The 23,243-nt window shown below is 73.5% G+C and carries 23 protein-coding genes and 1 pseudogene; 18 read left to right on the top strand and 6 right to left on the bottom strand.

Annotated features, from left to right (window positions below; translation table 11 throughout):
- Positions 1-17: 17 nt before the first annotated feature.
- The 5 genes from nth to BCR15_RS01305 all read right to left on the bottom strand — a co-directional run bounded on the left by nth (position 18) and on the right by BCR15_RS01305 (position 2,667).
- Positions 18-698, bottom strand: a complete 681-nt coding sequence (nth, locus tag BCR15_RS01320) for an endonuclease III (RefSeq protein WP_068749683.1) — start codon at positions 696-698, stop codon at positions 18-20.
- The gene (locus tag BCR15_RS01315) at positions 698-1,153 is read right to left on the bottom strand and encodes a RidA family protein (RefSeq protein WP_068749681.1); all 456 of its coding nucleotides are present in this window, start codon (positions 1,151-1,153) and stop codon (positions 698-700) included. Before BCR15_RS01315 ends, nth begins: the two co-directional genes overlap by 1 nt.
- A complete protein-coding gene (sp36, locus tag BCR15_RS14845; protein ID WP_176715166.1) occupies positions 1,153-1,314 on the bottom strand; it encodes a Sp36 family protein in 162 nt (53 codons plus the stop codon). Before sp36 ends, BCR15_RS01315 begins: the two co-directional genes overlap by 1 nt.
- Before the next feature lie 40 nt (positions 1,315-1,354).
- On the bottom strand, positions 1,355-1,849 hold the full coding sequence (locus BCR15_RS14840) for a phage holin family protein (RefSeq protein WP_068749676.1): 495 nt from the start codon (positions 1,847-1,849) through the stop codon (positions 1,355-1,357).
- Positions 1,850-1,923: 74 nt separating this feature from the next.
- A complete protein-coding gene (locus BCR15_RS01305; RefSeq protein ID WP_061620511.1) occupies positions 1,924-2,667 on the bottom strand; it encodes a class I SAM-dependent methyltransferase in 744 nt (247 codons plus the stop codon).
- A gap of 123 nt (positions 2,668-2,790) precedes the next feature.
- Here BCR15_RS01305 and ssd point away from each other — a divergent pair, with 123 nt between their 5' ends.
- From ssd to BCR15_RS01285, 4 genes are read left to right on the top strand one after another with little or no spacing between them, the layout of a single operon-like run.
- On the top strand, positions 2,791-3,792 hold the full coding sequence (gene ssd / locus BCR15_RS01300; protein WP_176715165.1) for a septum site-determining protein Ssd: 1,002 nt from the start codon (positions 2,791-2,793) through the stop codon (positions 3,790-3,792).
- Complete coding sequence (locus BCR15_RS01295) at positions 3,785-4,927, top strand: TadA family conjugal transfer-associated ATPase (RefSeq protein ID WP_068749672.1); 1,143 nt, start codon at positions 3,785-3,787, stop codon at positions 4,925-4,927. The genes ssd and BCR15_RS01295 overlap by 8 nt, the downstream gene beginning before the upstream one ends.
- Positions 4,924-5,706 carry a type II secretion system F family protein gene (locus BCR15_RS01290; RefSeq protein ID WP_068749670.1) on the top strand — a complete coding sequence of 261 codons (783 nt, stop codon included), beginning with the start codon at positions 4,924-4,926 and terminating at the stop codon, positions 5,704-5,706. The genes BCR15_RS01295 and BCR15_RS01290 overlap by 4 nt, the downstream gene beginning before the upstream one ends.
- Entirely contained in the window at positions 5,703-6,290 is a 588-nt protein-coding gene (locus BCR15_RS01285) for a type II secretion system F family protein (protein WP_176715164.1), read from the top strand. Before BCR15_RS01290 ends, BCR15_RS01285 begins: the two co-directional genes overlap by 4 nt.
- Before the next feature lie 5 nt (positions 6,291-6,295).
- Here BCR15_RS01285 and BCR15_RS15055 read toward each other — a convergent pair.
- Positions 6,296-6,849, bottom strand: a pseudogene (locus tag BCR15_RS15055) (polysaccharide deacetylase family protein).
- Here BCR15_RS15055 and BCR15_RS15045 point away from each other — a divergent pair.
- From BCR15_RS15045 to BCR15_RS01210, 14 genes are all read left to right on the top strand, one after another.
- On the top strand, positions 6,839-7,249 hold the full coding sequence (locus BCR15_RS15045; RefSeq protein ID WP_068749666.1) for a hypothetical protein: 411 nt from the start codon (positions 6,839-6,841) through the stop codon (positions 7,247-7,249). The pseudogene BCR15_RS15055 and the gene BCR15_RS15045 overlap by 11 nt on opposite strands.
- A 191-nt stretch (positions 7,250-7,440) precedes the next feature.
- The gene (locus BCR15_RS01270; protein ID WP_068749664.1) at positions 7,441-9,690 is read left to right on the top strand and encodes a DEAD/DEAH box helicase; all 2,250 of its coding nucleotides are present in this window, start codon (positions 7,441-7,443) and stop codon (positions 9,688-9,690) included.
- Positions 9,691-9,838: 148 nt separating this feature from the next.
- Positions 9,839-10,045 (top strand): DUF4244 domain-containing protein, encoded by a 207-nt coding sequence (locus BCR15_RS01265; RefSeq protein WP_068749663.1) that lies wholly within the window; start codon positions 9,839-9,841, stop codon positions 10,043-10,045.
- A 10-nt stretch (positions 10,046-10,055) separates the two neighbouring features.
- Complete coding sequence (locus BCR15_RS01260; RefSeq protein ID WP_141679976.1) at positions 10,056-10,412, top strand: TadE family type IV pilus minor pilin; 357 nt, start codon at positions 10,056-10,058, stop codon at positions 10,410-10,412.
- On the top strand, positions 10,409-10,768 hold the full coding sequence (locus tag BCR15_RS01255) for an Rv3654c family TadE-like protein (RefSeq protein ID WP_141679975.1): 360 nt from the start codon (positions 10,409-10,411) through the stop codon (positions 10,766-10,768). The genes BCR15_RS01260 and BCR15_RS01255 overlap by 4 nt, the downstream gene beginning before the upstream one ends.
- 46 nt (positions 10,769-10,814) lie before the next feature.
- The gene (mgrA, locus tag BCR15_RS01250) at positions 10,815-11,864 is read left to right on the top strand and encodes an L-glyceraldehyde 3-phosphate reductase (RefSeq protein WP_068749655.1); all 1,050 of its coding nucleotides are present in this window, start codon (positions 10,815-10,817) and stop codon (positions 11,862-11,864) included.
- Positions 11,865-11,904: 40 nt separating this feature from the next.
- The gene (locus BCR15_RS01245) at positions 11,905-13,374 is read left to right on the top strand and encodes a methyltransferase (protein WP_228383375.1); all 1,470 of its coding nucleotides are present in this window, start codon (positions 11,905-11,907) and stop codon (positions 13,372-13,374) included.
- An 86-nt stretch (positions 13,375-13,460) separates the two neighbouring features.
- Positions 13,461-16,121, top strand: coding sequence for a type I DNA topoisomerase (topA, locus tag BCR15_RS01240; protein ID WP_068749650.1), 2,661 nt, complete (start codon positions 13,461-13,463; stop codon positions 16,119-16,121).
- Between the two features lie 24 nt (positions 16,122-16,145).
- Positions 16,146-17,528: a hypothetical protein gene (locus BCR15_RS14835; RefSeq protein WP_068749649.1), complete on the top strand. Its 1,383-nt coding sequence runs from the start codon at positions 16,146-16,148 to the stop codon at positions 17,526-17,528.
- Positions 17,525-18,139 carry a dTMP kinase gene (gene tmk, locus BCR15_RS01230; RefSeq protein ID WP_068749648.1) on the top strand — a complete coding sequence of 205 codons (615 nt, stop codon included), beginning with the start codon at positions 17,525-17,527 and terminating at the stop codon, positions 18,137-18,139. Before BCR15_RS14835 ends, tmk begins: the two co-directional genes overlap by 4 nt.
- A gap of 31 nt (positions 18,140-18,170) precedes the next feature.
- A complete protein-coding gene (locus BCR15_RS01225) occupies positions 18,171-19,319 on the top strand; it encodes a DNA polymerase III subunit delta' (protein WP_385900596.1) in 1,149 nt (382 codons plus the stop codon).
- An 81-nt stretch (positions 19,320-19,400) separates the two neighbouring features.
- The gene (locus tag BCR15_RS01220) at positions 19,401-20,525 is read left to right on the top strand and encodes a DoxX family protein (protein ID WP_068749644.1); all 1,125 of its coding nucleotides are present in this window, start codon (positions 19,401-19,403) and stop codon (positions 20,523-20,525) included.
- Between the two features lie 77 nt (positions 20,526-20,602).
- Complete coding sequence (locus tag BCR15_RS01215; protein WP_068749642.1) at positions 20,603-21,454, top strand: PSP1 domain-containing protein; 852 nt, start codon at positions 20,603-20,605, stop codon at positions 21,452-21,454.
- A complete protein-coding gene (locus BCR15_RS01210) occupies positions 21,447-23,105 on the top strand; it encodes an alpha/beta hydrolase (RefSeq protein ID WP_141679974.1) in 1,659 nt (552 codons plus the stop codon). Before BCR15_RS01215 ends, BCR15_RS01210 begins: the two co-directional genes overlap by 8 nt.
- Positions 23,106-23,243 lie beyond the last annotated feature (138 nt).

Below are 23,243 nucleotides of genomic sequence, written 5' to 3'. Positions count from 1 at the left end.
CTCCGAGCGTACCTGCGCTAAGCGCGCGGCTCACGGATCAGACCGGCGGCCAGCACCGGATCCTGCTCCCCGATGTCGCGGCTCGGGCACAGATCCCGGACCGGGCAGGCTCCGCACGCCGGCCGCCGCGCGTGGCAGCACCGTCGGCCGTGCCAGATGACCCGGTGGCACAGCATCACCCATTCATCGGGCGGGAACAGCGCCCCGACCGTCTGCTCCACGGCGTCCGGCTTGGTGCTCGTCACCCAGCCGAAGCGGTTGGCCAGGCGGATCAGGTGCGTGTCCGGAGTGACTCCCGGGACGCCGAACGCGTTGCCGAGCACGACGTTGGCCGTCTTCCTGCCGACGCCTGGCAGCGTGACAAGGTCCTCCAGCGTGTCCGGCACCCGGCCGTCGAAGTCGTCGACGATGCGCCGGGCCAGGCCGGTCAGGGCGGCGGCCTTGCTCCGGAAGAATCCCACGGGACGGATGAGCTCTTCGATCTCCTCCAGCGGCGCGCCGGCCAGTGCCTCCGCCGTCGGGAACCGCGTGAAGAGCGCGGGGGTGACGGCGTTGACACGCCGGTCCGTGGACTGGGCCGACAGGACGGTGGCGACGAGCAGCTCGAGCGGGGAGCGGAAGTCCAGCTCGCATCGTGCGTCCGGGTAGGCCGCCCGCAGCGCGGCGTGGATGGCCGCCGGGTCACCCGGGGCAGCCATCAGACCTCGACGACCAACTCGATCTCGACGGGCGCGTCGAGCGGCAGCACCGAGACCCCGACGGCGGACCGGGCATGCGCGCCCTGGTCGCCGAACACCTCGCCCACGAGGGTCGAGGCGCCGTTGGCGACCGCCGGCTGGCCGGTGAATCCCGGCTCGCTGGCCACGAACACGACGAGCTTGACGATCCTGGTGATCCGGTCGAGGCCGCCGGCCACGTCCGCCGCGGCCGCCAGCGCGTTGAGCACCGCGACCCTCGCGGCGTCGGCCGCCTCCTCAGGTGACACCGCGCCGCCGACCTTGCCGGTCGCCACGAGGCGTCCCGCGACGGACGGCAGCTGTCCCGAGGTCCACACCTGACCGCCGACGCGGGTCGCCGGGATGTAGGCGGCCACGGGCGCGGCGACCGGCGGCAGCGCGAGGCCGAGGCCGGCCAGGCGCTCGGAGGGGAGCATCAGGCGCCCTGGATCGGCCGCTTGAAGTAGCCGACGAGGGTGTCGGGGTTGGGGCCGGGAGCGAGCTGGATCAGTTCCCAGCCCTCCGAGCCGAAGTTGTTGAGCAGTTGCTGCGCCACGTGCGAGAGGATCGGGGCGACGAAGTATTCCCACTTGGTCATGGGGCCAAGCCTGCCAGGTGGCACCGTCGAACGGCCAGCCTCACGGGCGCGCCGTGGGTCCGCTGACGTCGGCGTCGCGGAAGCGCGGCAGATCCTGCGGCCGGATCGTCACGTCGGCCCCCGGCTTCCGGGCGGTCACCGCGGCCACGACGGCGTCGAGGGTGGCCTTCGCCTCGGCGATGGTGGCGTCGGGCTTCTTCACCCGGCGGAACCGGTTCCGGCCGAGCACCGCCAGCACCAGCGCCGCGGCGACGGACACCAGCATGCTGATGAGGAACCCGAGCGTGAAGGACCCCCAGGGGCCCAGCGGGGTCACGGCGTACAGCAGCAGGCCGACGGCCAGCGCGATGAGGATGACGAGCATCCAGATGGCGTGGAAGGCGAACACGGCCGCGCCGGCGAACAGGCCTGCGCCGATGCCGGCGGCCTTCGCCGCGGGCTTCAGCTCGGCCGCTGCGAGTTCCGATTCGCGGGCGACGAAGTCGGAGACGGCATCCTTGATGTCGACCAGGGGATGGCTGGGCTCACTGGGCATGGTGCTCCTTTCGGCACTGGTCAGCCTAGTGCCCTCGGGCGCGCCGGTGGGCGTGCGACCCACTCCTGGCCCCGTCACAGGGGGATGGCCAGGCCGCTGTCGGGCAGCCGGACGGGCGAGGTCAACTCCTCGTGGGACACCCACGCGCGCCAACACAGCAGCTGGAACGGCAGACGCAGGCTCTCGCCCGGGCGCACAGCGCCGTCGTAGAGGTCCGCCACTTGGTCGAGGAGTTGGCTCAGTTGCGCCTCGTCGAGGTGGCTGGCCAGGGGCTGCGCCCGGACGAGGTTCTGCAGGTCGTCGCGGCTCACGCTGCGCCACACGCGGAACGCCCGGCGTTCCACCTCCGGGAAGTAGCGGCTCTCGTCCAGGGCCGCGAGGGCCTCGTGCCCGTAATCGCCCTTCATCGCCATGGGATCGAAGCGGCGCAGGAGCGCGGCGAGCCGGCGCACCCATGGGACCGAGTCGTCGCGGATGAGATAGGACGCGCTCAGGCACCCGCCCGGCCTGAGCACGCGCGCGAACTGCGGCAGCGCCTGCTCGAGATCGAAACGGTGCAGGCACTGGTGCGCCAGCACGACCTCGACCGCGAAAGGGTCCATGGGAAGAGCCTCGGGCCGGCCGACGACGGGGGTGACGTTGCGGATGCCGGACAGCCGCGGGACGCGGTCCACGTCGTCGCTCAGGGCGAACAGGGCGTGCCCGGCGTCCGTGAGCCGACGGGCGAGATGGGGCTCGGCGTCGACGGCCAGGCCGCGCACACCGTGCCACACCGTCAGCCAGTCGAGGGCGTCGGTGGGAAAGGCGGTGCGGCTCATCGGTTCCTTCCTGGTCTGGACGCCACCAGGGTAGCCGGGGTTCGGGCGCCGGTGGACCGGCCGGTTGTCCACAGGTCGGCATCCGCGTGGAAGATCGTCGCCCGCACCGCCCACTACGGGGGCATGACTGACACGCACGCGCTGCTCTGCGCCCGGGACCCCGTCGTCGTCGAGGCGGTCGAGGTCATCGCCGCCGCGCAGCAGGTCGAACTCCGGCACGCGAGGGACGCGGACGAGTCCAGGCAACGGTGGGCAGGCGCGGCGCTGCGGCTCGTCGCCACGGAGGTGGCGGCCCGCTGGACATCCGTGCCCCCGGGCCGTGCCTTCCTGGTGGGCGCCGACGCGGCCGAGCTGGCCCGCTGCTCGGCGGACCTGGGGCTGCCCGTACTGCCGCTGCCCGACGGCGGGGGACGGCTCGCGGAGGCCCTGGCCGGGGTCCGGTCCATGGGCGTGCCGAACGGTCGCCTGATCTCCCTCGTCGGTGCCTCGGGTGGGCTGGGCGTCAGCACGCTCGCCGTCGGGATCGCGATGACGGCACCCCGGGGTACGGCGGCCGCCGTGGTCGACCTGGCGCCGTCGAGCGGCGGGCTGGATCTGCTGATGGGCATCGAGTCGGCGGAGGGCGCCAGATGGTCGCAGCTGGCGGCGGCGCGCGGCGAGCTGGGGGACCTGGCGGCCGGCCTGCCGTCGATGGGTGGCGTTCCGGTCGTCACGCAGGACCGCGAGGGGCCGCGGACCCCCACGCCGGAGGCGGTGACCGCCGTCGTCGGGGCGCTGCGCAGACAGCACGCGCTGGTGGTGGTGGACGGTCCGGCGCCACCCCTCCTGGCGCCGGACCGCACACTCCTGGTGGTCGGAGCCGACGTCCGCTCGGTGGCCGCGGCCCGCATGCGGGTGGAGGCGGGCGCAGTTGCGCCGAGCGAGCTGGTCATCCGCCGCGGACGGGGCCGGAGCCTGCCGGCAGCCGTGGTGGGCCGCGCGCTCGGGATGCCCGTCGTCTGCACCGTCGACGACGACAGGGCCGTGCCGCGACTCGCGGAGCTGGGGCTTCCGCCGGCCGACGGCCCGGCCCGCCGCTTCACCCGTCAGGTGCGCGCGCTCGCCCGGGAGCTGTGCGGTGACTGAGCCGGACCTCAGCACGCTGCAAGGACGATTGGCCGAGCTGGGGCGGCCCTACACCCCGGCCGACGTCGCAGCGGCCCTGCGGTCCCTCGGCGCCATCGTCACCGACACCACCGTCGCGGACACCCTCACTCGGCTGAGGGTGTGGAGCGCCGGGGCCGGCCCGCTGGACGACCTGTTGCGCCGCCCGGGCGTGACCGACGTCGTGGTCAACGGCCCGAGAGACGTCTACGTGGATCGGGGCATGGGCATGGAGCGCACCGACGTCGAGTTCCTGGACGACGACCAGGTGCGCAGGCTCGCCGTGAGGCTCGCGGCGCAGGCGGGGCGGCGACTCGACGATGCCTCGCCCTTCGTCGACGGTCGGCTGCCCAGCGGCGTCCGGCTGCACGCCGTGCTGGCTCCGGTCGCCTCGCCCGGCACCGCCATCTCGCTGCGGGTCCCGGCCGCGCGCAGCGTCGGCCTGGACGAGCTCCAGGCGTGGGGGGCGATGCCGCCCGAGGGGAGCAGGTTGCTGCGGTCCATCGTCGCCGGGCGGGTGCCGTTCCTCGTCACCGGAGGCACGGGGTCGGGCAAGACCACGCTGCTCGGGGCCATGCTGGCCGAGGTCCCGGCATCCGAGCGGCTGGTCCTGGTCGAGGACGCACGGGAACTGGTGCCCGACCACCCGCACTGCGTCAGGCTGGAAGGGCGCCCGGCCAACGCCGAGGGGGCAGGCGCCATCCCGCTGACCATGCTGGTGCGGCAGGCCCTGCGGATGCGCCCCGACCGGCTGGTGGTCGGCGAAGTGCGGGGCGCCGAACTCACGGACCTACTCACCGCGCTCAACACGGGCCACGAGGGAGGCTGCGGCACGTTGCACGCCAACTCGGTCGCGGACGTGCCGGCGCGGCTCGAGGCGCTCGCGGCGCTGGGTGGGCTCGGCCGCGAGGCGTGCCACGCGCAGGTCGCGGCGGCGCTGCGCGTGGTGATCCACGTCCGCAGAGCGGCCGGCGGCGCACGGCGCGTCGAACAGATCGGACTGGTACGGCGCGCGTCCGACGGTCTCGTGGTGGTGGCGCCCGCCGTCACGCTTGGTCCCGGTGGGATGGCACTCGGCCCGGAGGGCCCCGCGTTGCTGGAGCTGGTGGGGTCATGATCGCCGCCGCGGCGCTCGCGGCCCTGGCCGCGGCGGTGGCGATCGGCCCGGAGCGGCGCGTTGCGGCCGGTGCGCGGGCAGCGCGCCGGGCCGCCCTCCCCGTCCGGTCGCGGATGGTCGCGATCGCCGCCGTGGGCGCTGCCGCCGCAGCCCTGCTGGTGGCTCCCCGGTGGGCCGGATGGCTGCTCACCGTGGGAGTGATCGCGGGCACCGTCCTTCACCTCGGCGCCGCCGGGCGCCGGCGCCGCGCGCAGGAGGCGGGAGCCGCCGACTGCGCCGCGGCGACCAGGGCGCTGGCAGGGCTGCTGAGGGCCGGACAACTTCCCGCGGCTGCGCTGGGCAACGCGGCGGAGGAGTTCCCGCTGCTCCGGCCGGCCGCGGCGGCTGCGCGGCTCGGCACCGACGTCGCCGGGCAACTCTCCCGCAGCTCCGACGCCCCCGGGTATGAGGGCCTCACAATGGTGGCCGCCGCGTGGCGGCTGAGCGAGCAGACCGGCGCCCCCGTCGCCGAGGTCCTGGGCAGGGTCGCGGAGGACCTACGTGGCCGCCGGCGGGTGGCTGCGGTCGTCGAAACCGAGCTGGCGGCCGCCCGAACCACCGGCCGCATCATGGGAGCCCTGCCGATCGCCGCGCTGCTCCTGGGCGCCATGTCCGGGGTGGACACGATGGACATCCTGATCGGCCGACCGTGGGGGCAGTGGCTTGTCTTGGGCGGCGCCGTCCTGGCCGCGGGCGGCGTCCTGTGGGTCGACCGCCTCGCAGGGAGGGGGGTGCGGTGAGCACGCTCGTGCCGGCTGCGGTGCTGGCGGCGGTGGGCGCGTGGCTGCTCGCGCCAGCGCATACCGCGCGGCTGCGGCGGCGGCAGCACCCGCCGTTCAGGATCCGGATACTGAGCCGCCCCCGCGCTCCGCGGGCGGTCCACCGCGCCCAGCTCGCCGAGTTGCCGGCCGCGCTGGACTTCCTGGCCGCCTGCCTCGAGGTGGGTCTGCCCCTGAGCCGCGCCGTGCGCGTCGTTGCCGACATCAGCCCCGCGGCCACGGCCGGGGTCCTGGCGGCGGTGGCCGCCAGGTCAGCAGCGGGCCATGCGACCAGCGAGGCGTGGACCGGAGTGCGGTCTCATCCCGTGTGGGGGCGGGTGGCCGCGGACATCGCCGGAGCCGAGCGTTGGGGGACATCGGCCGCGGGGCTGCTCCGGGCCCACGCGGAGGACGCCCGCCAGGACGGCGCCGACGCCGCCATGCGCCGCGCCCGAACGGTGGGTGTGCGCTCGGCGCTGCCGCTCATGGTGTGCTTCCTACCGTCCTTCGTGCTGGTCGGGGTGGTGCCGATCGTGGCCGGGCTCGTCACGGACCTGCTCGGGTGACGCCCTCACCGACCGTCGTCGAGCAGATCCGGCACCGTCGTGAAGCCGTAGCCGCGCTCACGCAGGTCCTGAATGATGCCCGGAAGCGCATCGGCATCCAGCGTCGACCCGTCCTCGGGATGGGCACCGACATGCATGAGCACGACGGCGCCGGGCCGCAGCCGGTCCAGGATCCGCTGCCGGACGATGTCGGTGGTGATGCCGTCGTCGGTCCCCTTCCACCCCAGCGTGTCCACGGTCCAGCGGATCGGGATGTAGCCGGCCCGGTTGACGACCCCGATGTCATAGGGCGAGACGTCGCCGTAGGGGAACCGGAAGAGCGGGTGCGTGGTCGCGCCGGTCAGCGCCGAGATGGACCGCTCCGCCGCCGCCAGTTGCGCGCGGATCTCAACGTCCGGGATCTGCGTGAAGTACGGATGCGTGTCGCTGTGGTTGCCCACCGATGACCGGCGGCCGCCATCGCCCGCGTCTGGCTGGGGTAGGCGCGGGCGAACTGGCCGGTCACGAAGAAGGTCGCGGGCACACCCTGCGCCTGGAGGGTCCGCAGGATGCTCGACACCGCATCGGCCGAGGCGCCGCCGTCGAAGGTCAGCGCGACGACCCGGCGCGACGTGTCGAAGGTCTCGATATCGAGCCCCGCCCACTCGGCCACGAGGCCGGCCCAGGGCACGGCCGGCGCGCTGCTGGTCTGGGTGGCGGGGGCGGATGTCGCCGGGGCCTGCGTCGAGGTGGAAGCCGGGGGAGACGAGGCCGGGCGCGTCGTGCTGGGCGCGGCCGTCGTCGCCGCGCTGCTGGTGGCAGGGGTGGGCGGCGTGTTGGATGGGGTGGGGGCCCACGAGGAGGTCGGGGTGGGGGACGGGCATGACGGCGACGGCGCGGCCGAGGACGGCGGACACGTCGGCGTGGGGCTGGCCGGTGACTCCGGTGCGCTTGACGTCCGGGTCGGAGCGGGGCTGTAGCTGCCGTCGGAACCTGGTCGGGTGGCGGGCGTCCCACAGGCTGCGAGCATCAGGGCGGCCGTCAGCGCCCCGGCCGCCACCGCGCTCCACGCCCGGCGGCGGGGATTACCCGCGCCCGTTGACCGGTGCACCGCATCCTCCTCGACACCCTCGATTCTACGCCTGTCGGTGCTGCCTGGCACAGTGGTGAGGTGCGATACGAGGGTCTGCTGAGCCGAGAGGAAGTGGCCGCCGTTTCGGTGCGCGAGTCCGCCGTCGGCGCACCGGACGCGTGGCCCGACTGGCTGTCCGCCCGCGCCGTCGCGCGCCTGGAGGCCGCCGGGATCCTTGCGCCCTGGCGGCATCAGCGGGAGTTCGCCGAGCGGCTGTTCCACGGCCGCCACGCGATCATCTGCACCCCCACCGGGTCAGGCAAGTCACTTGGCTACCTCCTTCCCATCATCGCGGCCACGGCGGAGGGCAGGCTGGGGGTGCCGGTCACCTCCACCCGCGCCCGCCTGACCGCGGCCCGGCACACCGCCCTGTACCTGGCCCCCACCAAGGCGCTGGCGCACGACCAGGCCAGGGCGACCCAGGCGCTCGGACCCGAGAAGTGGCGGGTGGGGACCCTGGACGGCGACTCGGACGCCGCGGAACGCCGCTTCGCGCGCGACCATGCGGACCTGGTCCTCACCAATCCGGACATGCTGCACTTCTCGGTGCTGCCGGCCCACCAGCGCTGGGCCTCGTTCCTCGGCTCCCTGCGCTACATCGTCGTGGATGAGGCACACCGCTACCAGGGGGTCTTCGGCGCCCACGTCGCGCAGGTGCTCAGACGGTTGCGGCGGCTCGCGGCCCAGTACGGCGCCGAGCCGGTGGTCGCCATGTCGTCGGCCACCGCGCCCAATGCCGGCGAGTTCGCCTCGGCGCTGGCCGGCGTGGACGACGTCACCGTCGTGGACACGGACGCCTCGCCCCACGGCCGGCGCACGGTGGCGCTCTGGCGGCCGTCGTCGTCCCTGCGGAGTGACACTGCGGAACTCCTGGCCCGCCTGACCGACGCCGGAGCCCAGACCATCGCGTTCGTCCCCTCGCGGCAGGGAGCGGAACTGGTGTCGCTGGCGGCCCAGGAGCTCGCCACCGAGCCCACCCGCATCGCGAGCTACCGCGGCGGCTACCTCGCCGACGATCGCCGCGCCCTCGAAGCCGGGCTGCACAGCGGACGGCTGCGTGGCCTGGCCAGCACGAACGCCCTCGAACTCGGGGTCGACGTCGCCGGCATGGACGCCGTGCTCGTCTCGGGCTTCCCGGGGAGGCTGTCGTCGTTCTGGCAGCAGGCCGGGCGCGCCGGACGCCGCGGGCAGGACGCAATGGTGCTGCTCCTGGCGCGCGAGGATCCCCTCGACACGTATCTGCTCGACCATCCTGAGCTCGTCTTCGACGCCCCCGTCGAGCGTGCGGTCCTGCACCCGGACAATCCCCGGGTCCTGGGCCCGCACCTGGCCGCGGCAGCGCAGGAGCTGCCGCTCTCGTCCGCGGATGAGCGGTGGTTCGGCCCCACCATGCAGGCCGCGGCGCGGGCGCTCGCGGCGCAGGGCGTGCTCCGGGACAGGGGGGCGCGCTACTACTGGACCCGCCCGGACCGGGCGGTCGACTTCATCAACCTGCGGTCGCTGGGGGAGCGGCCCATCGACATCATCGAACGGGACACCGGGCGCGTCGTCGGAATGGTCGACGCCGCGGCCGCGGACCGGACGGTGCACCCGGGGGCGGTGTACCTGCATCAGGGGGAGACGTTCACGGTCGAGACCCTGGACCGGGAGGAGCGTCAGGCGCTGGTGGTGGCCAGCAGGCCGCGGTACTACACGCAGGCCCAGGCGTCGTTCGATATCGCGATCGTGCGCGAGACCGAGCGACGGGCCGTGGGCATCACCGAGGTCGTGCGCGGCGACGTGTGCCTGGACTCGCGGGTGCTGGCGTACCTGCGCCGCGACGAAGTCACGCACGAGGTGTGGGACTCGACCCCGCTGGACCTGCCGAACCGCCGCCTGACCACCCAGGCGGTGTGGTGGACGGTGCCCGCCCACGTGGCGAGCCGCCTCGGCTGGACCGAGCTCCAGATGGGTGCCGCGGCGCACGCCATGGAGCACACGGCCATCGGCCTGCTGCCGGCCTTCGCGCCGTGCGACCGGTGGGACATCGGCGGTGTGAGCACGGCCCTGCACCCCGACACGGGTCTCGCCACCATCTTCGTGCACGACGGGATGGAGGGCGGGGCCGGATTCGCGCAGCGCGGGTTCGAGGTCGCCGAACGCTGGCTCGCCGCCACCCTGGAGCGTCTCGGCTCCTGCCGATGCGACACCGGTTGCCCGGCGTGCGTCGTCTCACCGAAGTGCGGCAACGCCAACCAGGTGCTGGACAAGGCTGACGCGACGGAGCTGCTCGCCCTCCTCCTGGGGTGACCCGAGGATCCCGCCGTCCACAGGACGCGGTGTTGTCCGTGCGGATCTGTCCACAGGGTGGGCGGAGCGTGAAAGCTGCGAGGCCTTCCCCGCCATCACGGGTGCAGTCGGCTGACCGGCAGCCGGCCCCGGCCCGAGAGGATCCACCATGCATCTGCCCGCCACCACCACCCGCGCCGCCCGGGCGCGTGCCCTCGCGCAGCGAGGGCTCACCACCGTCGAGTACGCCATCGGCCTGCTCGCCGCGGCCACCGCCGCGCTCATCCTGTTGCGCGTCTTCAACGACAACAGCTTCCTGGAAACCCTCACCGACTGGGTGCTCAGCGTCTTCACCCAGGTCGCACGGCAGCGGTAGGGCCGCGAGCATGACGTCGGGACGGAGGGCCCGGTCGCAGCGGGGGATGGTCACCGTCGAGTTGGCCATCGGGGTGTTGACAGCGGCGCTGCTCACCGCCTGCCTCGCCGGGCTCTCCCTCCTGGGCGTCGCGCAGGCCGCGGCGGGTGAGTCCAGCGCCCAGATCGCGAGACAGACCGCTCGGGGCGACGACGCCGCGGTCGAGCTGGCGCGGGAGCGGGTGCCCGACGGCGCCGCCGTCGAGGTGTCTCAGGAGTCGGACGGAGTCCGGGTGGCGGTCGTCGTCCCCGTCGCCGTTCCGCTGCTGGGGAGGTTCACCGTCTCCGCGGACTCATGGGCGGCCTACGAGCCCGGAGTGGGACCGTGAGCAGGAGGGGCGAGCGGGGTGCCGCGGGGAGTGTTCTCGTCGCGGGTGCCTGCCTCGCCGTCGTGTCCGTGTTCCTTGCGGCTGGCGTGCTCATCCAGTGGTTCGCGCTGATCCGAGACGGGGAACAGGCCGCGGAGCTGGCCGCGCTCGCCGCGGTCGCCGCGGCCGTGGAGGGCGAGTCGCCGTGCGCCGCGGCGGCCGCCTCCGGCACCCGGAACGGGGCGGCCGTCAGCGGCTGCGTCGTGCGCGGGTCGGGTCGCCACGTCGTCGTCGAGATCTCGGTCCTGGTGGCCCTGGAACCGTCCTTCCCGGGCGGCCCCCGCGAGGCACGGCGCACCGCGACGGCCGGCACCTGACCGCGACCTCCGGCCCGGGCGCGCGGGCGTGGCTAGAGTGAAGTCCATGACCTACGTCGCCGCTGAAGACCGCTATTCGACCATGCCCTACCGCCGGCTCGGCTCGTCCGGGCTGAAGCTGCCGGCGATCTCGCTGGGGCTCTGGCACAACTTCGGCGACGACAAGCCACTGCAGACCCAGCGCGACATCCTGCGCCGGGCCTTCGACCGCGGCGTCACCCACTTCGACCTCGCCAACAACTACGGCCCGCCGTACGGATCCAGCGAGATCAACTTCGGCCGCATCTACACCGAGGACTTCGCCCGCTACCGGCACGAGCTCGTCATTTCGACCAAGGCGGGCTGGGACATGTGGCCGGGACCGTACGGGTTCGGCGGCTCGCGCAAGTACCTCCTGAGCTCGCTCGACGACTCCCTGGCGCGCATGCGGCTGGACTACGTCGACATCTTCTACCACCACCGCCCGGACCCCGAGACGCCGCTCGAGGAGACCATGGCCGCGCTGGACCAGGCGGTCCGGTCCGGCAAGGCGCTCTACGCCGGAATCTCCTCTTACTCGGCCGACCTGACCCGGCGGGCGCAGGAGATCGCCATCAGCCTGGGAACGCCGCTGGTCATCCACCAGCCGTCGTACTCGGCGCTGAACCGCTGGATCGAGGAGGGGTCGCCGTCGCTGCTGGAGGCGTGCCGCGACGCCGGCATGGGGGTCATCGCCTTCTCGCCGCTGGCGCAGGGCATGCTGACCGACCGCTACCTCCACGGAGTCCCGGCCGACTCCCGAGCGGCCCAGGGCAAGTCGCTGGACGCGGACATGCTCTCGGATGAGAACATCGCACACCTGCGCGCCCTCAACGACATGGCGGCCGACCGCGGCCAGAGCCTGGCGCAGATGGCCATCGCCTGGGCCCTGCGGGATCAGGGAGACACGTCGGTGACCTCGGTCGTGCTGGGAGCGTCGTCGGTCCGCCAACTCGACGACAACCTCGGCGCCCTGGGCAACCTCGAGTTCAGCGCGGATGAACTGGCCCGGATCGACGGCCACGCCGGCGTGCAGGGCGTCAACATCTGGCAGGGCGCCACCGACTCGGTGCGCTGAGGATGCGGCGCGGGGATGCCGGCCTCGTAGGATGACGCGCATGCCCCTCGACGCAGCCGCGCTCCGCGACGCTCTCACCTCGGCCCGCTTCACCGTCGATGCTGTCCTCGACCGCATCGGGGAGGCAGGGCAGGACGGCCTGCTGCGGAACTCCACGGTCCCGGCTGACAGGGCGCTGGGCCCGGCCGACGACGCTCTCGCGCTGTTGGTGCGGCTCTTCATCCTGCAGCAGGATGTGCCGACGGCCGCCCTCACCGGCGTGATCGATGTCCCGGCCCTCACCGCGGCCGGGTACCTCCGCGACCGCGGCGCGGACGTGAGCGCCGCGATCGACATCCGGCCGTACGGCTCCGCCGACGACGGCGCCAGCGGATGGATCGTGGCCGACCCCACCCCGGGGCTCGACACGCTCATGACGCCGACGCGGCCCGACTACGTCCTCGGCGTGTCGCCCGCGTCGACGACGCTCGCGCAGATCACGATGCGCCGCCCCGTCGAGCGGGCCCTCGACCTCGGCACCGGGTGCGGTGTGCAGTCCCTGCACCTTGCCCGGCACGCCCGGAGGGTGGTGGCCACCGACGTCAATCCCCGGGCGCTCGAGCTGGCGGCCCTCACCGCGCGGATCAACGACGTCGCCGTCGACCTGCGCGCGGGCTCGCTGTACGAGCCGGTGCGCGGCGAGCGCTTCGACCTCATCGTGTCCAACCCGCCGTTCGTCATGAGCCCGCCGGGGGAGGACTCGCAGCGACTCACCTATCGGGAGACCAACTTCGTCGGCGACTCCCTCGTCGAAACCCTGGTGCGGGGTTCTGCCGACCACCTCAGCCCCGGTGGAAGCCTCCAGTTGCTCACGAACTGGGCCATCCTCGACGGGCCGTGGGAGGACCGGCTGCGTGAGTGGGTGCCGCGAGGGTGTGACGCCTGGGTCGTCGAGCGGGAGCGGCTCGACGTCTACGCCTACATCGAGATGTGGCTCGCCGACGCCGGCCTGGCCGGTACCCCGCGCTGGCGACCCGCCTACGACGAGTGGCTCGCCTACTTCGACCGTCTGGGCGTCCAGGGGGTCGGGATGGGCTGGATCCTTGTCACCGCCGCGGGCCGCGCCGAGCCGCACCTGCGCTTGGAGACGTGGCCACACGCCGTCGCCCAGCCCGTCGGCGAGGTCTTCGATCGCCACGCGGCCGCCGTCGACGCCGCGACCATGCCCACCGCCGAACTCCTGGCGTCGCGGCCCCGGCTCCTCGACGTCGACCAGGAGACCATCGGCCGCCCGGGCGCCGACGACCCCGAGCACATCGTCTTCCGGCAGCGGACGGGGCTGCGCCGCGCGCTCAAGGCCGACACCGCCCTGGCCGCGACCCTGGGCGCGCTCGACGGAGAACTGGCCGTCGGGCAGGTCCTCGCGGCGGTGGCCCAGGTCCTCGAGGTGGACGCCGCGGAGCTCGCCGCGTCCGTGGTGCCGGCGCTGCGCGACGCGCTGCTCGACCAGTTGCTGCTGCCCGGGCGCTGACCCCCGCGGGGGCCGGGCGGGGCGGCGCCGTTGACACCCTCAGCTATTGTTCGAGGAGTTTCCCGACCGGAGGGCAGACCACACCCATGGCAACCAAGCGTCTCGTGATCGTCGAGTCACCGACCAAGGCGACCAAGATCGCCGGTTACCTCGGCTCGGACTACATCGTCGAGTCGAGCCGTGGCCACGTCCGCGACCTGCCCACGTCGGCCGCAGAGGTGCCGGCCAAGTACAAGGGCGAAAAGTGGGCCCGCACCGGCGTCGACGTCGACCACGACTTCCGCGCCATCTATGTGGTGTCACCCGACAAGAAGTCAACGATCAAGGATCTCAAAGCCAAGCTCGCGGGAGTCGACGAACTCCTGCTCGCCACCGATGGTGACCGCGAGGGCGAGGCCATCGCGTGGCACCTCATGGAGGAGCTCAAGCCCAAGGTGCCCGTCAAGCGGATGGTGTTCCACGAGATCACCAAGTCCGCCATCGACGAGGCCGTCACCAACCCCCGCGAGCTGGACGTCGATCTGGTCGACGCGCAGGAGACCCGCCGGATCCTGGACCGCCTCTACGGCTACGAGGTGTCGCCGGTCCTGTGGAAGAAGGTCATGCCCCGGCTGTCGGCCGGCCGGGTGCAGTCCGTGGCCACCCGGCTCGTCGTGGACCGCGAGCGTGAGCGCATCGCGTTCGTGCCCGCCGCCTACTGGGACCTCGACACCACGCTGGACGCCGGTCCGGACGCCGACCCGCGGACCTTCCCGGCGCGGCTCACCACGGTCGGCGACGCCAAGGTCGCCCAGGGCCGCGACTTCAACGCGGCCGGCGAGTTGACCAGCCAGGACGCCCTCATCCTCGACGAAGCCTCCGCGGGCCGGCTCGCCGAGGCGCTGCGCTCCGCGCGCCTCACCGTCGGCTCGGTCGAGGCCAAGCCGTACACCCGCAAGCCCTACGAGCCGTTCCGGACGACGACGCTGCAGCAGGAGGCCGGCCGCAAGCTGGGCTTCACGTCTCAGCGCACGATGTCCGTGGCGCAGGAGCTCTACGAGAAGGGCTTCATCACCTACATGCGTACCGACTCGGTGACGCTCGCCGGCCAGGCCATCCAGGCGGCGCGCCGGCAGGTGAAGGAGCTGTTCGGCGAGAAGTACCTGCCCGCTCAGCCCCGCGTGTACGCGTCGAAGGTGAAGAACGCGCAGGAGGCGCACGAGGCCATCCGCCCCGCGGGCGACACCTTCCGCCACCCCGACGAGACGGGACTGGTCGGCGACGCCTTCCGCCTGTACCAGCTGATCTGGCGCCGCACGCTCGCCTCCCAGATGGCCGACGCCAAGGGCGAGTCCCTCAGCATCCGGGTGGACGCCGCGTTCGACACCGCGCAGGTCGGCGGCGCCGACGTGACGACGGCGGCGCTGGTGGCCTCGGGCCGCACCATCACCTTCCCCGGCTTCCTCAAGGCGTACGTGGTCAGCGTCGACGACGACTCCGCCTCAGATGATCAGCAGACGCGTCTCCCGATCCTGGCGCAGGGTCAGGCCCTCGAGGTGGCGGCGGTCGCCGCGTCGGGCCACGAAACCCGGCCGCCGGCGCGCTACACCGAGCCGTCCCTGGTGGCGAAGCTGGAGGAGCTGGAGATCGGCCGCCCGTCGACGTACGCGTCGATCATCCGCACGATCACGGCGCGCGACTACGTCTTCAAGAAGGGCTCCGCGCTGGTGCCCACCTGGCTCGCGTTCGCCGTCACGAGGCTGCTGGAGGAGCACTTCTCCGAGCTCGTGGACTACGCCTTCACCGCGCAGCTCGAGGACCAGCTCGACGACATCGCCGCCGGCAAGGCCCAGCGGCTCACGGTGCTGTCCGAGTTCTACCGGGGCCCCGACGGCAGCGCGCACCACGGTCTCGAGACCCTCGTCACCGAGCTGGGCGAGATCGACGCCCGCGCGCTGTCGACCTTCCCCCTGGGCGACTCCGGCATCGACGTGCGGGTCGGCCGCTACGGCACCTACGTCGAGGCGGCCGACGGTCGCCGCGCCAACGTGCCCGACGACCTGCCGCCGGACGCGCTGACGGCCGAGGTCGCCGAGGAGCTGTTGAGCCGTCCGCTCGCCGAGGAGCGCGAGCTCGGCGTCGACGAGGCCACGGGGCATCTCGTCGTCGCGAAGAACGGCCGCTACGGCCCCTACGTCACCGAGGTGCTTCCCGAGGACGCACCGAAGTCCGCCAAGCCCCGCACGGCGTCCCTGTTCTCGTCGATGTCCCTGGACTCCGTCGACCTGCCCACGGCGCTGCAGCTGATGAGCCTGCCGCGGGTGCTCGGCGCCGACGCGGACGGCGCAGAGATCACCGCGCAGAACGGGCGCTACGGTCCGTACCTCAAGCGCGGCACCGACTCCCGGTCGCTGACGTCGGAGGACCAGCTGTTCACGATCACGCTGGAGGAGGCGCTGGAGATCTACGCCCAGCCCAAGACCCGAGGTCGCGCCGCAGCCGCGGCGCCCCTGAAGGAGTTCGGCGCCGATCCCGTCTCCGGTAAGCCGGTGGTGCTGAAGTCCGGGCGGTTCGGCCCCTACGTCACCGACGGCGAGACCAACGCCACCCTGCGCCGGGACGACGCGCCCGAGGCCCTCACGCCCGAGCGGGCCTTCGAGCTCATCGCCGAGAAGCGCGCCAAGGGGCCGGCCAAGAAGCCGGCCGCCAAGCGTCCCGCCGCCAAGCGCACCACGACGACCAAGGCCCGCGCCGCGAAGAAGTCCTGACAGCGCGGGCACTAGGGTGTCTCCATGGGCAAGAAGCGTCGCGCGGTACTGCGCCTGGAGGTCCCCTTCAGCGCGGAGCCCCCGCGGCTGACGTCGGAGGCGGTCGGGCTCGCCCGCATCCTGCGCCGACCCGCCGCGAGCTACGCCATGGACGTGACGATCCTCGACGTCGTCGATGCGCGGCTCCTCCGCGCCGGGGTGACCCTGGCGCACCGCGTGGTCGACGGCTTCGGCGAGTGGTATCTCGCGGCGCCCGATTGGACCCCCCATCTGCCGGCCGAGCGGGCCGAACCGGTGGGCGCCTCGGGAGATCTGCCGGACGAGTTCGCCCGGCTGATCCGGCCGCTGCTGCGCCACGGGGTGCTGGGGGCGCTGGCCGCGCTGCGCTGTGAGCGCGACGAGTGGGTGCTGCGGACCACCGCCGGCGAGATGGCCGCCGTGGTCCGCGACGAGAAGGTCACCATCCGCCGCAGCGGGATCACCACCGCCCGGTATCGCGAGATCACCATCACCCCCACCGCGCACCTGACGGGCCAGCAGCGCGACTTCCTGCTCAGCGCCGCCCAGTCGGTCAACGCCACCGTGCTGGAGGAGTTCCCGACCATCCAGCAGCGGCTGGGGGCGCCGGCGACGGGCCTGACCAGTTTCCCCCGGCCCCGGGAGATCCGTCCCGACGCCAGCCTGGAGGAGTTCGTGGCCGCCGTCTTCACCCGGCACCTCGACGAACTCGTGCGGGCGGAGCTCGCCCGGCGCGCCGCGGCGAGCGACGACGTCGGCGACATCAACGCCAAGCTGTGGTCGATGGGCCGGGACCTGCGCGGGTTGTCGTGGGTGCTGGAGCCGGAGTGGCGCGAGGCGACGGAGGCGGCCCTGAAGGGTCTGCCGTTCGCGACCCCTGCCGAGGCGGAGTCGCCGCTGCTGACCATCATCGACGCGCTGGCCGGAGCCGCCCGGGCCCCGCGGCTCGGAGATCTGGCGCACCGGCCGGCCGCAGAGGTCATGTTCCAGCGTGCGGAGCAGGCCACCCTGATCCTGGCGGACCGGTGCCGGTCGCTCACGGAGGACTCGTCGGACGAGCAGTGGCAGAGCGCGCTGCGGGCTGCCGAACAGCTCGAGGTGGTCGCCGCGGTGGCCGCCCCGCTGTTCCCCGCGGTCATGGGCCGCATCCTGCGCCGGCTGGGCGACGTGACCCACGATCTGCGCGGCTGTTCGCTGGGGTCGTTCGCCGGCGAGCCGGCGCTCGACGGCGTCAGCCTGCAGCAGGCGTTCCAGTTGGGCCGCGACGTGGAACGTCGCCGCGTCAAGGTCGGCGCCGCCCGCGCGGCGTTCATCGAGCGCTGGCCCGAGCGGGTCATCGAGGCCCGGAGGCTCCTGGCGAAGGCGAAGAAGAAGCGGTCGCGGAAGTGAGCGGCGGCGCGTTCGTCGTCTTCGAGGGCGGCGACGGCGTCGGCAAGACGACGCAGGTGGCCCGGCTCGCCGCATGGTTGACGGGCCGGGGCACGCCCCACCTCGTCACCCGCCAGCCCGGGGGGACTCCGGTGGGCTCCGAGCTGCGCCGCCTGGTGCTCGACCCTGCCATGGGGCACGTCGATGCCCGCGCGGAGGCGCTGATGTACGCCGCCGACAAGGCGCAGCACGTGCACGAGGTGATCGAGCCCGCGCTGCTGCGCGGCGAGGTGGTGGTGTGCGACCGCTACGTGGACTCGATGATCGCCTACCAGGGCGCCGGGCGGGCGCTGGATATCGACGACGTGGCCCGGATCGCCTGGTGGGCCGTCGCCGGCCGACGCCCCGACCTGACAATTCTCTTGGACGCCGACCCGGCGGACGCCGTCGAGGCCATCGCGGACAAGGACCGCCTCGAGGGCGCGGGCATCGAGCTGCACCGGCGCGCGCGGCGCTTCTTCCTGGACCTCGCGGCGGCGGAGCCGGACCGCTATCTCGTGCTGCCGGCGCGCTCCGGCCGCGACGACCTGGCCGCGGCCATCGCGGACGGGGTGGCCCGCCTGCTCGGCTGAGCCGTCGGCGCGGCGTGGCAGGATGTCCCGCATGGGTCAGGTGTGGGCGGAGCTCGTCGGGCAGGACCGTGCGGTGGCGACGCTGCGCCGGGCGGTCGAAGGGCGTCGGCATGCCATGTCGCACGCCTGGCTGTTCGTCGGACCACCCGGGTCGGGCCGGTCGAATGCCGCCAAGGCCTTCGCCGCCGCGCTCCAGTGCGCCGACGGCGGGTGCGGGAGGTGTGAGGACTGCCGCACGACGCTGTCCGGCGCGCACCCCGACGTCACCCTGCTGCGCACCGAGCAGCTGTCGATCGGCGTCGACGAGGTGCGCTCGCTGGTCGGTCGGGCCGGGGTGTCGCCGGTCAAGCGCCGCCACCAGATCGTCGTGATCGAGGACGCGGACCGCATCACGGAGCGCGGCGCCGACGCACTGCTCAAGGGCTTGGAGGAACCGTCCCCGCGCACGGTGTGGCTACTGTGCGCCCCCAGCCCTGATGACGTCATCGTCACCATCCGCTCGCGCTGCCGCGTGGTGAAGCTGGTGACGCCCAGCGACGACGCCGTGACGCAGCTGCTCATCACCCGCGACGGTGCCTCGCCGGCGCTCGCCGCGCACGCGGCCCGGGCGGCCCAGGGCCACATCGGCCGCGCCCGCATGCTGGTGCGCTCGGAGGACGCGCGGATCCGGCGGCGCCAGGTGCTGGCGCTGCCCGGCAGCCTCACGTCGATGACGGCCTGCCTCGACGCCGCCGAGAACCTCGTGGCGGCGGCCTCGGAGGAGGCCGCGCAGACCACCGCCGAGCTCGACGCCAAGGAGATGGCTGCGCTGCAGGAGGCGCTGGGCCTGGGCGGCCGAGGCGCGAAGCCGCGATCGGCGCAGGCGGCGGTGCGGGACCTGGAGGACCAGCAGAAGGCCCGCGCCAAGCGCCTGCAGCGGGACGCCCTGGACCGCGTCCTCACCGAACTCACGGCCTACTACCGCGACGTCCTGGCCGTGCAGACGGCGCCGGGCGTGGAACTGGTCAACGCCGACCTCGCCGACGAGATCGAGCCGCTGGCCCGGCACTCCACTCCGGAACAGACCGTCCACGCGCTCGACGCGATCCTCGAGGCTCGCACGGCCCTGGAGGGCAACGTCGCCCCGCTGCTTGCGGTCGAAGCCATGCTGCTGTCGGTGTCGCGGGCGTCGCGGACCTGACGGGCCGGGCGTGTCCCGGCGGGGGCGGCGCGGCGCCGGTGCCAAGATGAGAGGGAAGTCCGCCCACCGATAGGGGAACTGATGTCGAACAACGATTGGGTCCAGCAGGGGACGCCCCGCGACGACGAATGGACCGCGGAGCAGGACGACTACGGCGTCCCCGTGGAGCCGGCCGAGTGGGACGACTACGCCTCGGAGCAGACCGTGCCCGTTCCCCCGGCGCCGGCGCAGCCGGAGCCAGTCGAAGAGCCGGCGGACCAGATCGAGGAGCCGGCCGCCGCGACGCCGGTCCCGGAGCCGGCACCGACGGATCCGGCCGGCGAGCCCGATGCGTGGGACGAGGAGCCGGCGTCGCCCGAGTTCCAGGAGACGGCCGAAGACACGACCGCGGCGCAGGAGGCCGAGGCCGGCGAGCAGGAGACCCTTCACGAGCGGGACGAGACGGCCCTCGACGAACCGACGCAGCACCACCTGCCCCCTGTGGCGCCGGGGACGGGCGCGGGCGTCGGCCCGGCCGCTGTGCCCCTCGCCGCCGGGGCCGCCGCGGGCGCGGCCGCCATGGCCGGCCTGTACCGCGGCGACACCGATCCTGAGCGCACGCAGGTCATCGACGGCGCGCAGCACCAGCGGCTCGCCGACGAACTCGCGGAGGAGGAGCGGCTCGCCGAGCAGCTCCGCGCCGATCGCGAGGCGCGGGCGCAGCGGCTCGGCCTGGTCGCGACCTCAGAGGCCAACGCGGTCCGGGAGGCTCCCGCCGCCCGGCCGCGCGGTGTGGGCCACTTCGGCAGCTTCGGGCTGTTCGTGCTGCGCCTCGTGACCGCGTCCATCCTGGGCGTGGTGGGTTACCAGATCCTCAGCGACGTCGACGCCACCGCCGAGTTCATCGGCCGCACGCTCATCCCCGAGCCGGTGACTGTGGCCTGGAGCGTCGGCTTCGGGCTGGCCGCCATGGCGGTGCTGCTGGTGATCGGCCTCGCGGTGCGCGTCGTCGGCGTGCTGCTGGCGATCGTCGCCGGCTGCTCGCTCGCGTTCATCCGCTGGGGACAGTTCAGCCCCTTCGTCGACGGCATGGAGGGCTTCCTGGGGGATCTCGACCTGCTGCTCCTCGCCGTCGGCATCGTCTTCCTCACGCTGGGCGGGGGCCGCTGGGGCATCGACGGCGCCTTCGCCAAGGCGCGGCAGAACGCCCGCGAGGCGCGGGTCTGAGTTCAGGCACGAGAGCGGCGGGTCGGGGACACCGGCCCGCCGCTTTCGCCTGTTGGCGGCCTGACTACGCTGGGCCCATGGCACGGGTGATGGCGGTCGCGTTCGAGCGTTACGGCCAGCTGCACTACCTGGACCCCGGCGACCGCGCGTACCGAGTCGGCGACTGGGTGCGGTACCCCACGCCCGACGGGGTGGAGGTGGCCCAGGTCGTCTGGGCCGCCGACGACGTCGCGGGCCCCGTCGAGGGTCTGCCCCTGTGCCCGGGCCCGGCCACGGTGCAGGACCTCCGGCGCGACGAGACGAACCGCGCACAGCGGGCGCACGCCGCGGAGGTGGCCCGCGACATCATCGCCCGGCACGGACTGCCCATGAAGGTCGTGGCGGTGGACTACGTCGACCAGTCCACCCAGTTCGACAGGCTCGTCGCCGTCTACTACACCGCGCCGCGGCGGGTCGACTTCCGGACGCTACTGGGCGACCTCGCCCGCGCGCTGGGCTCCCGGATCGACCTGCGCCAGATCGGCGCCCGGGACGCCGCCCGCCTCATCGGCGGCGTCGGGATGTGCGGCCGCGAGCTGTGCTGCACCACGTTCCTCGACGACATCGATCCGGTCTCCATGCGCCTGGCGCGGGTGCAGGGTCTCCCGCCGAACCCGCTCCAGATCGCTGGGGCGTGCGGGCGGCTGATGTGCTGCCTGACCTACGAACACCCGCTCTACGTGGACTTCGTGCTGCGCGCGCCCGCCGTCGGGGACTGGGTCGACGTCGAAGGGCGGGAGGGGATCGTGACGGCCCACCACGTGCCCGCGGGGGCAGTCAGCGTGCGCCATCCTGGCGGCGAGGTCGTCCGCTGCCCGCTGGAGTCGGTATGTTCGACGGCGCGGAGGCGCCCGGCCTTCGCGGGTGCCGGAGAGGTCGCGGATGAGTAGGCGGGTGCGGATCACGCAGGCGATCCTCGCCATGATCGCCCTCGCGCTCGTGTCGACCCTCTTCCTCGGCGGCATGGTGGGGGGTCGCAGCCGCGACGTTCCGGCCTCGCCCAACACGCCCGGCCCGGTGACGCCGTCGCCCGTGCCGTCCGGGGAGCGGCTGCCTGGGGTGCCCGAGATCCCGGTCGCCCAGCACGAGACGTTCCCCGCCGAGCCCGGCGCCAACGCCGACCGCCAGCTCGCCTACGAGCCGCAGGGGGCCCCCGAGGTCGACCTCGCCGAGGGGCTGGGCGGCCACGCCGACTACGCGACCCAGGTCGTCGACTGGGCGCTGTGCGACGACGGCTCCGGCGCCCAGTGCGCCACCGTCACCGCGCCCCTGGACTGGGACGATCCCGACGGTGACGCCGTCGAGATCGCCGTCCGCCGCGTCATCGGCGGCGACTCGTCGCGCGGCCCGCTGTTCGTCAACCCCGGCGGCCCCGGCTTCGGAGGCCAGGAGATGGCGCAGCGTCTCGCCGGACGCTGGGAGAACTACGACACCGTCGGGTGGGACCCCCGCGGCACCGGGCAGTCGACCCGGGTGGTGTGCGGCGGCCTGGCCGAGACGGACGACTTCATGGCGCTCGACGGCAGCCCCGACGACGCCGCCGAGGATCGGGCGCTGCGCGACGGATCGGCCGATTTCGCCCAGGATTGCCGCGACGCGTCCGGGGACCTCCTCGACCACCTCACGACCATCGACGTCGCCCGCGACCTCGACCTGCTGCGCCACCTCCTCGGCGCGGAGAAGCTCACCTACGTCGGCGTCTCGTACGGCACCTACGTCGGCGCCATGTACGCCGAGCTCTTCCCGGGCTCGGTGGGCCGGCTCGTGCTCGACGCGGCCGTCGACATCACCGGCGACGACGAGGCCCCACCGCAGTCGGCCGGCTTCGAGCGGGCCCTGGGCAACTTCGCGCAGTGGTGCGCCGAGTCCGAGCTGTGTGACCTCGGCGACGATCGCGACGCCATCGTCGACGGCATCGGCGCGTTCCTCAGCGGCCTCGACGCCCGCCCCCTGCCCGTCGGCGACCGCGAGCTCACGCAGACGCTGGCGGCCGCCGGCATCGCGCTGTTCCTCTACGAGGACGAGGAGGCCTACCGCACCCTCGCCGAGGTGATCGCCCAGGGCCAGGGCGGCGACGGGGGCGCGCTCCTGCAGGCCGCCGACCTCATGAACGGCCGCAGCCCGGGCGGGTACGACACCATCGCCTACGCCTTCCCCGCCATGGTGTGCGCCGACGTCGCGGACCGCGGCATGGACGCCGTCCCCGACGAGTGGCGCGACACCTTCGACGACGCGCCGCTCATGGCGCCGCATCTCGGCATGAGCTACACCTGCGAGACGTGGACCGCCGCTCCCGCGCCCCAGATCCGCATCACAGCGGCCGGCGCCCCACCCATCCTCGTGGTGGGCACCACGGGCGACTCCGCGACTCCGTACGAGCAGGCCGTGGCCATGGCGGAGCAGCTCGAGTCCGGGGTGTTGCTCACCCTGGACGGCGCGGGACACGGCGCCGTCACCGGCGACAACGAGTGCATCGCGGAGGCCGTCGACCGCTACCTCTTCGACGGAGAGGTCCCCGAGGACGGCACCACCTGCGGGTGAGCCGCGGGCGCTCCTGTTGCCTCATGTCAAGATGCCCGCTTGGTTTGAGTCGTTGACTCATCTGGGTTTGCCCGCTTCGGATCGCTGATCTTCCGGCGGGAGAGGTAGACGTGGTTGGTCTTGGCGCGGCGTTGGACG

It is taken from the genome of Tessaracoccus lapidicaptus (assembly GCF_001693815.1).
Classification (GTDB): domain Bacteria; phylum Actinomycetota; class Actinomycetes; order Propionibacteriales; family Propionibacteriaceae; genus Arachnia; species Arachnia lapidicapta.
This window is presented reverse-complemented; position numbering and strand designations above follow the sequence as displayed.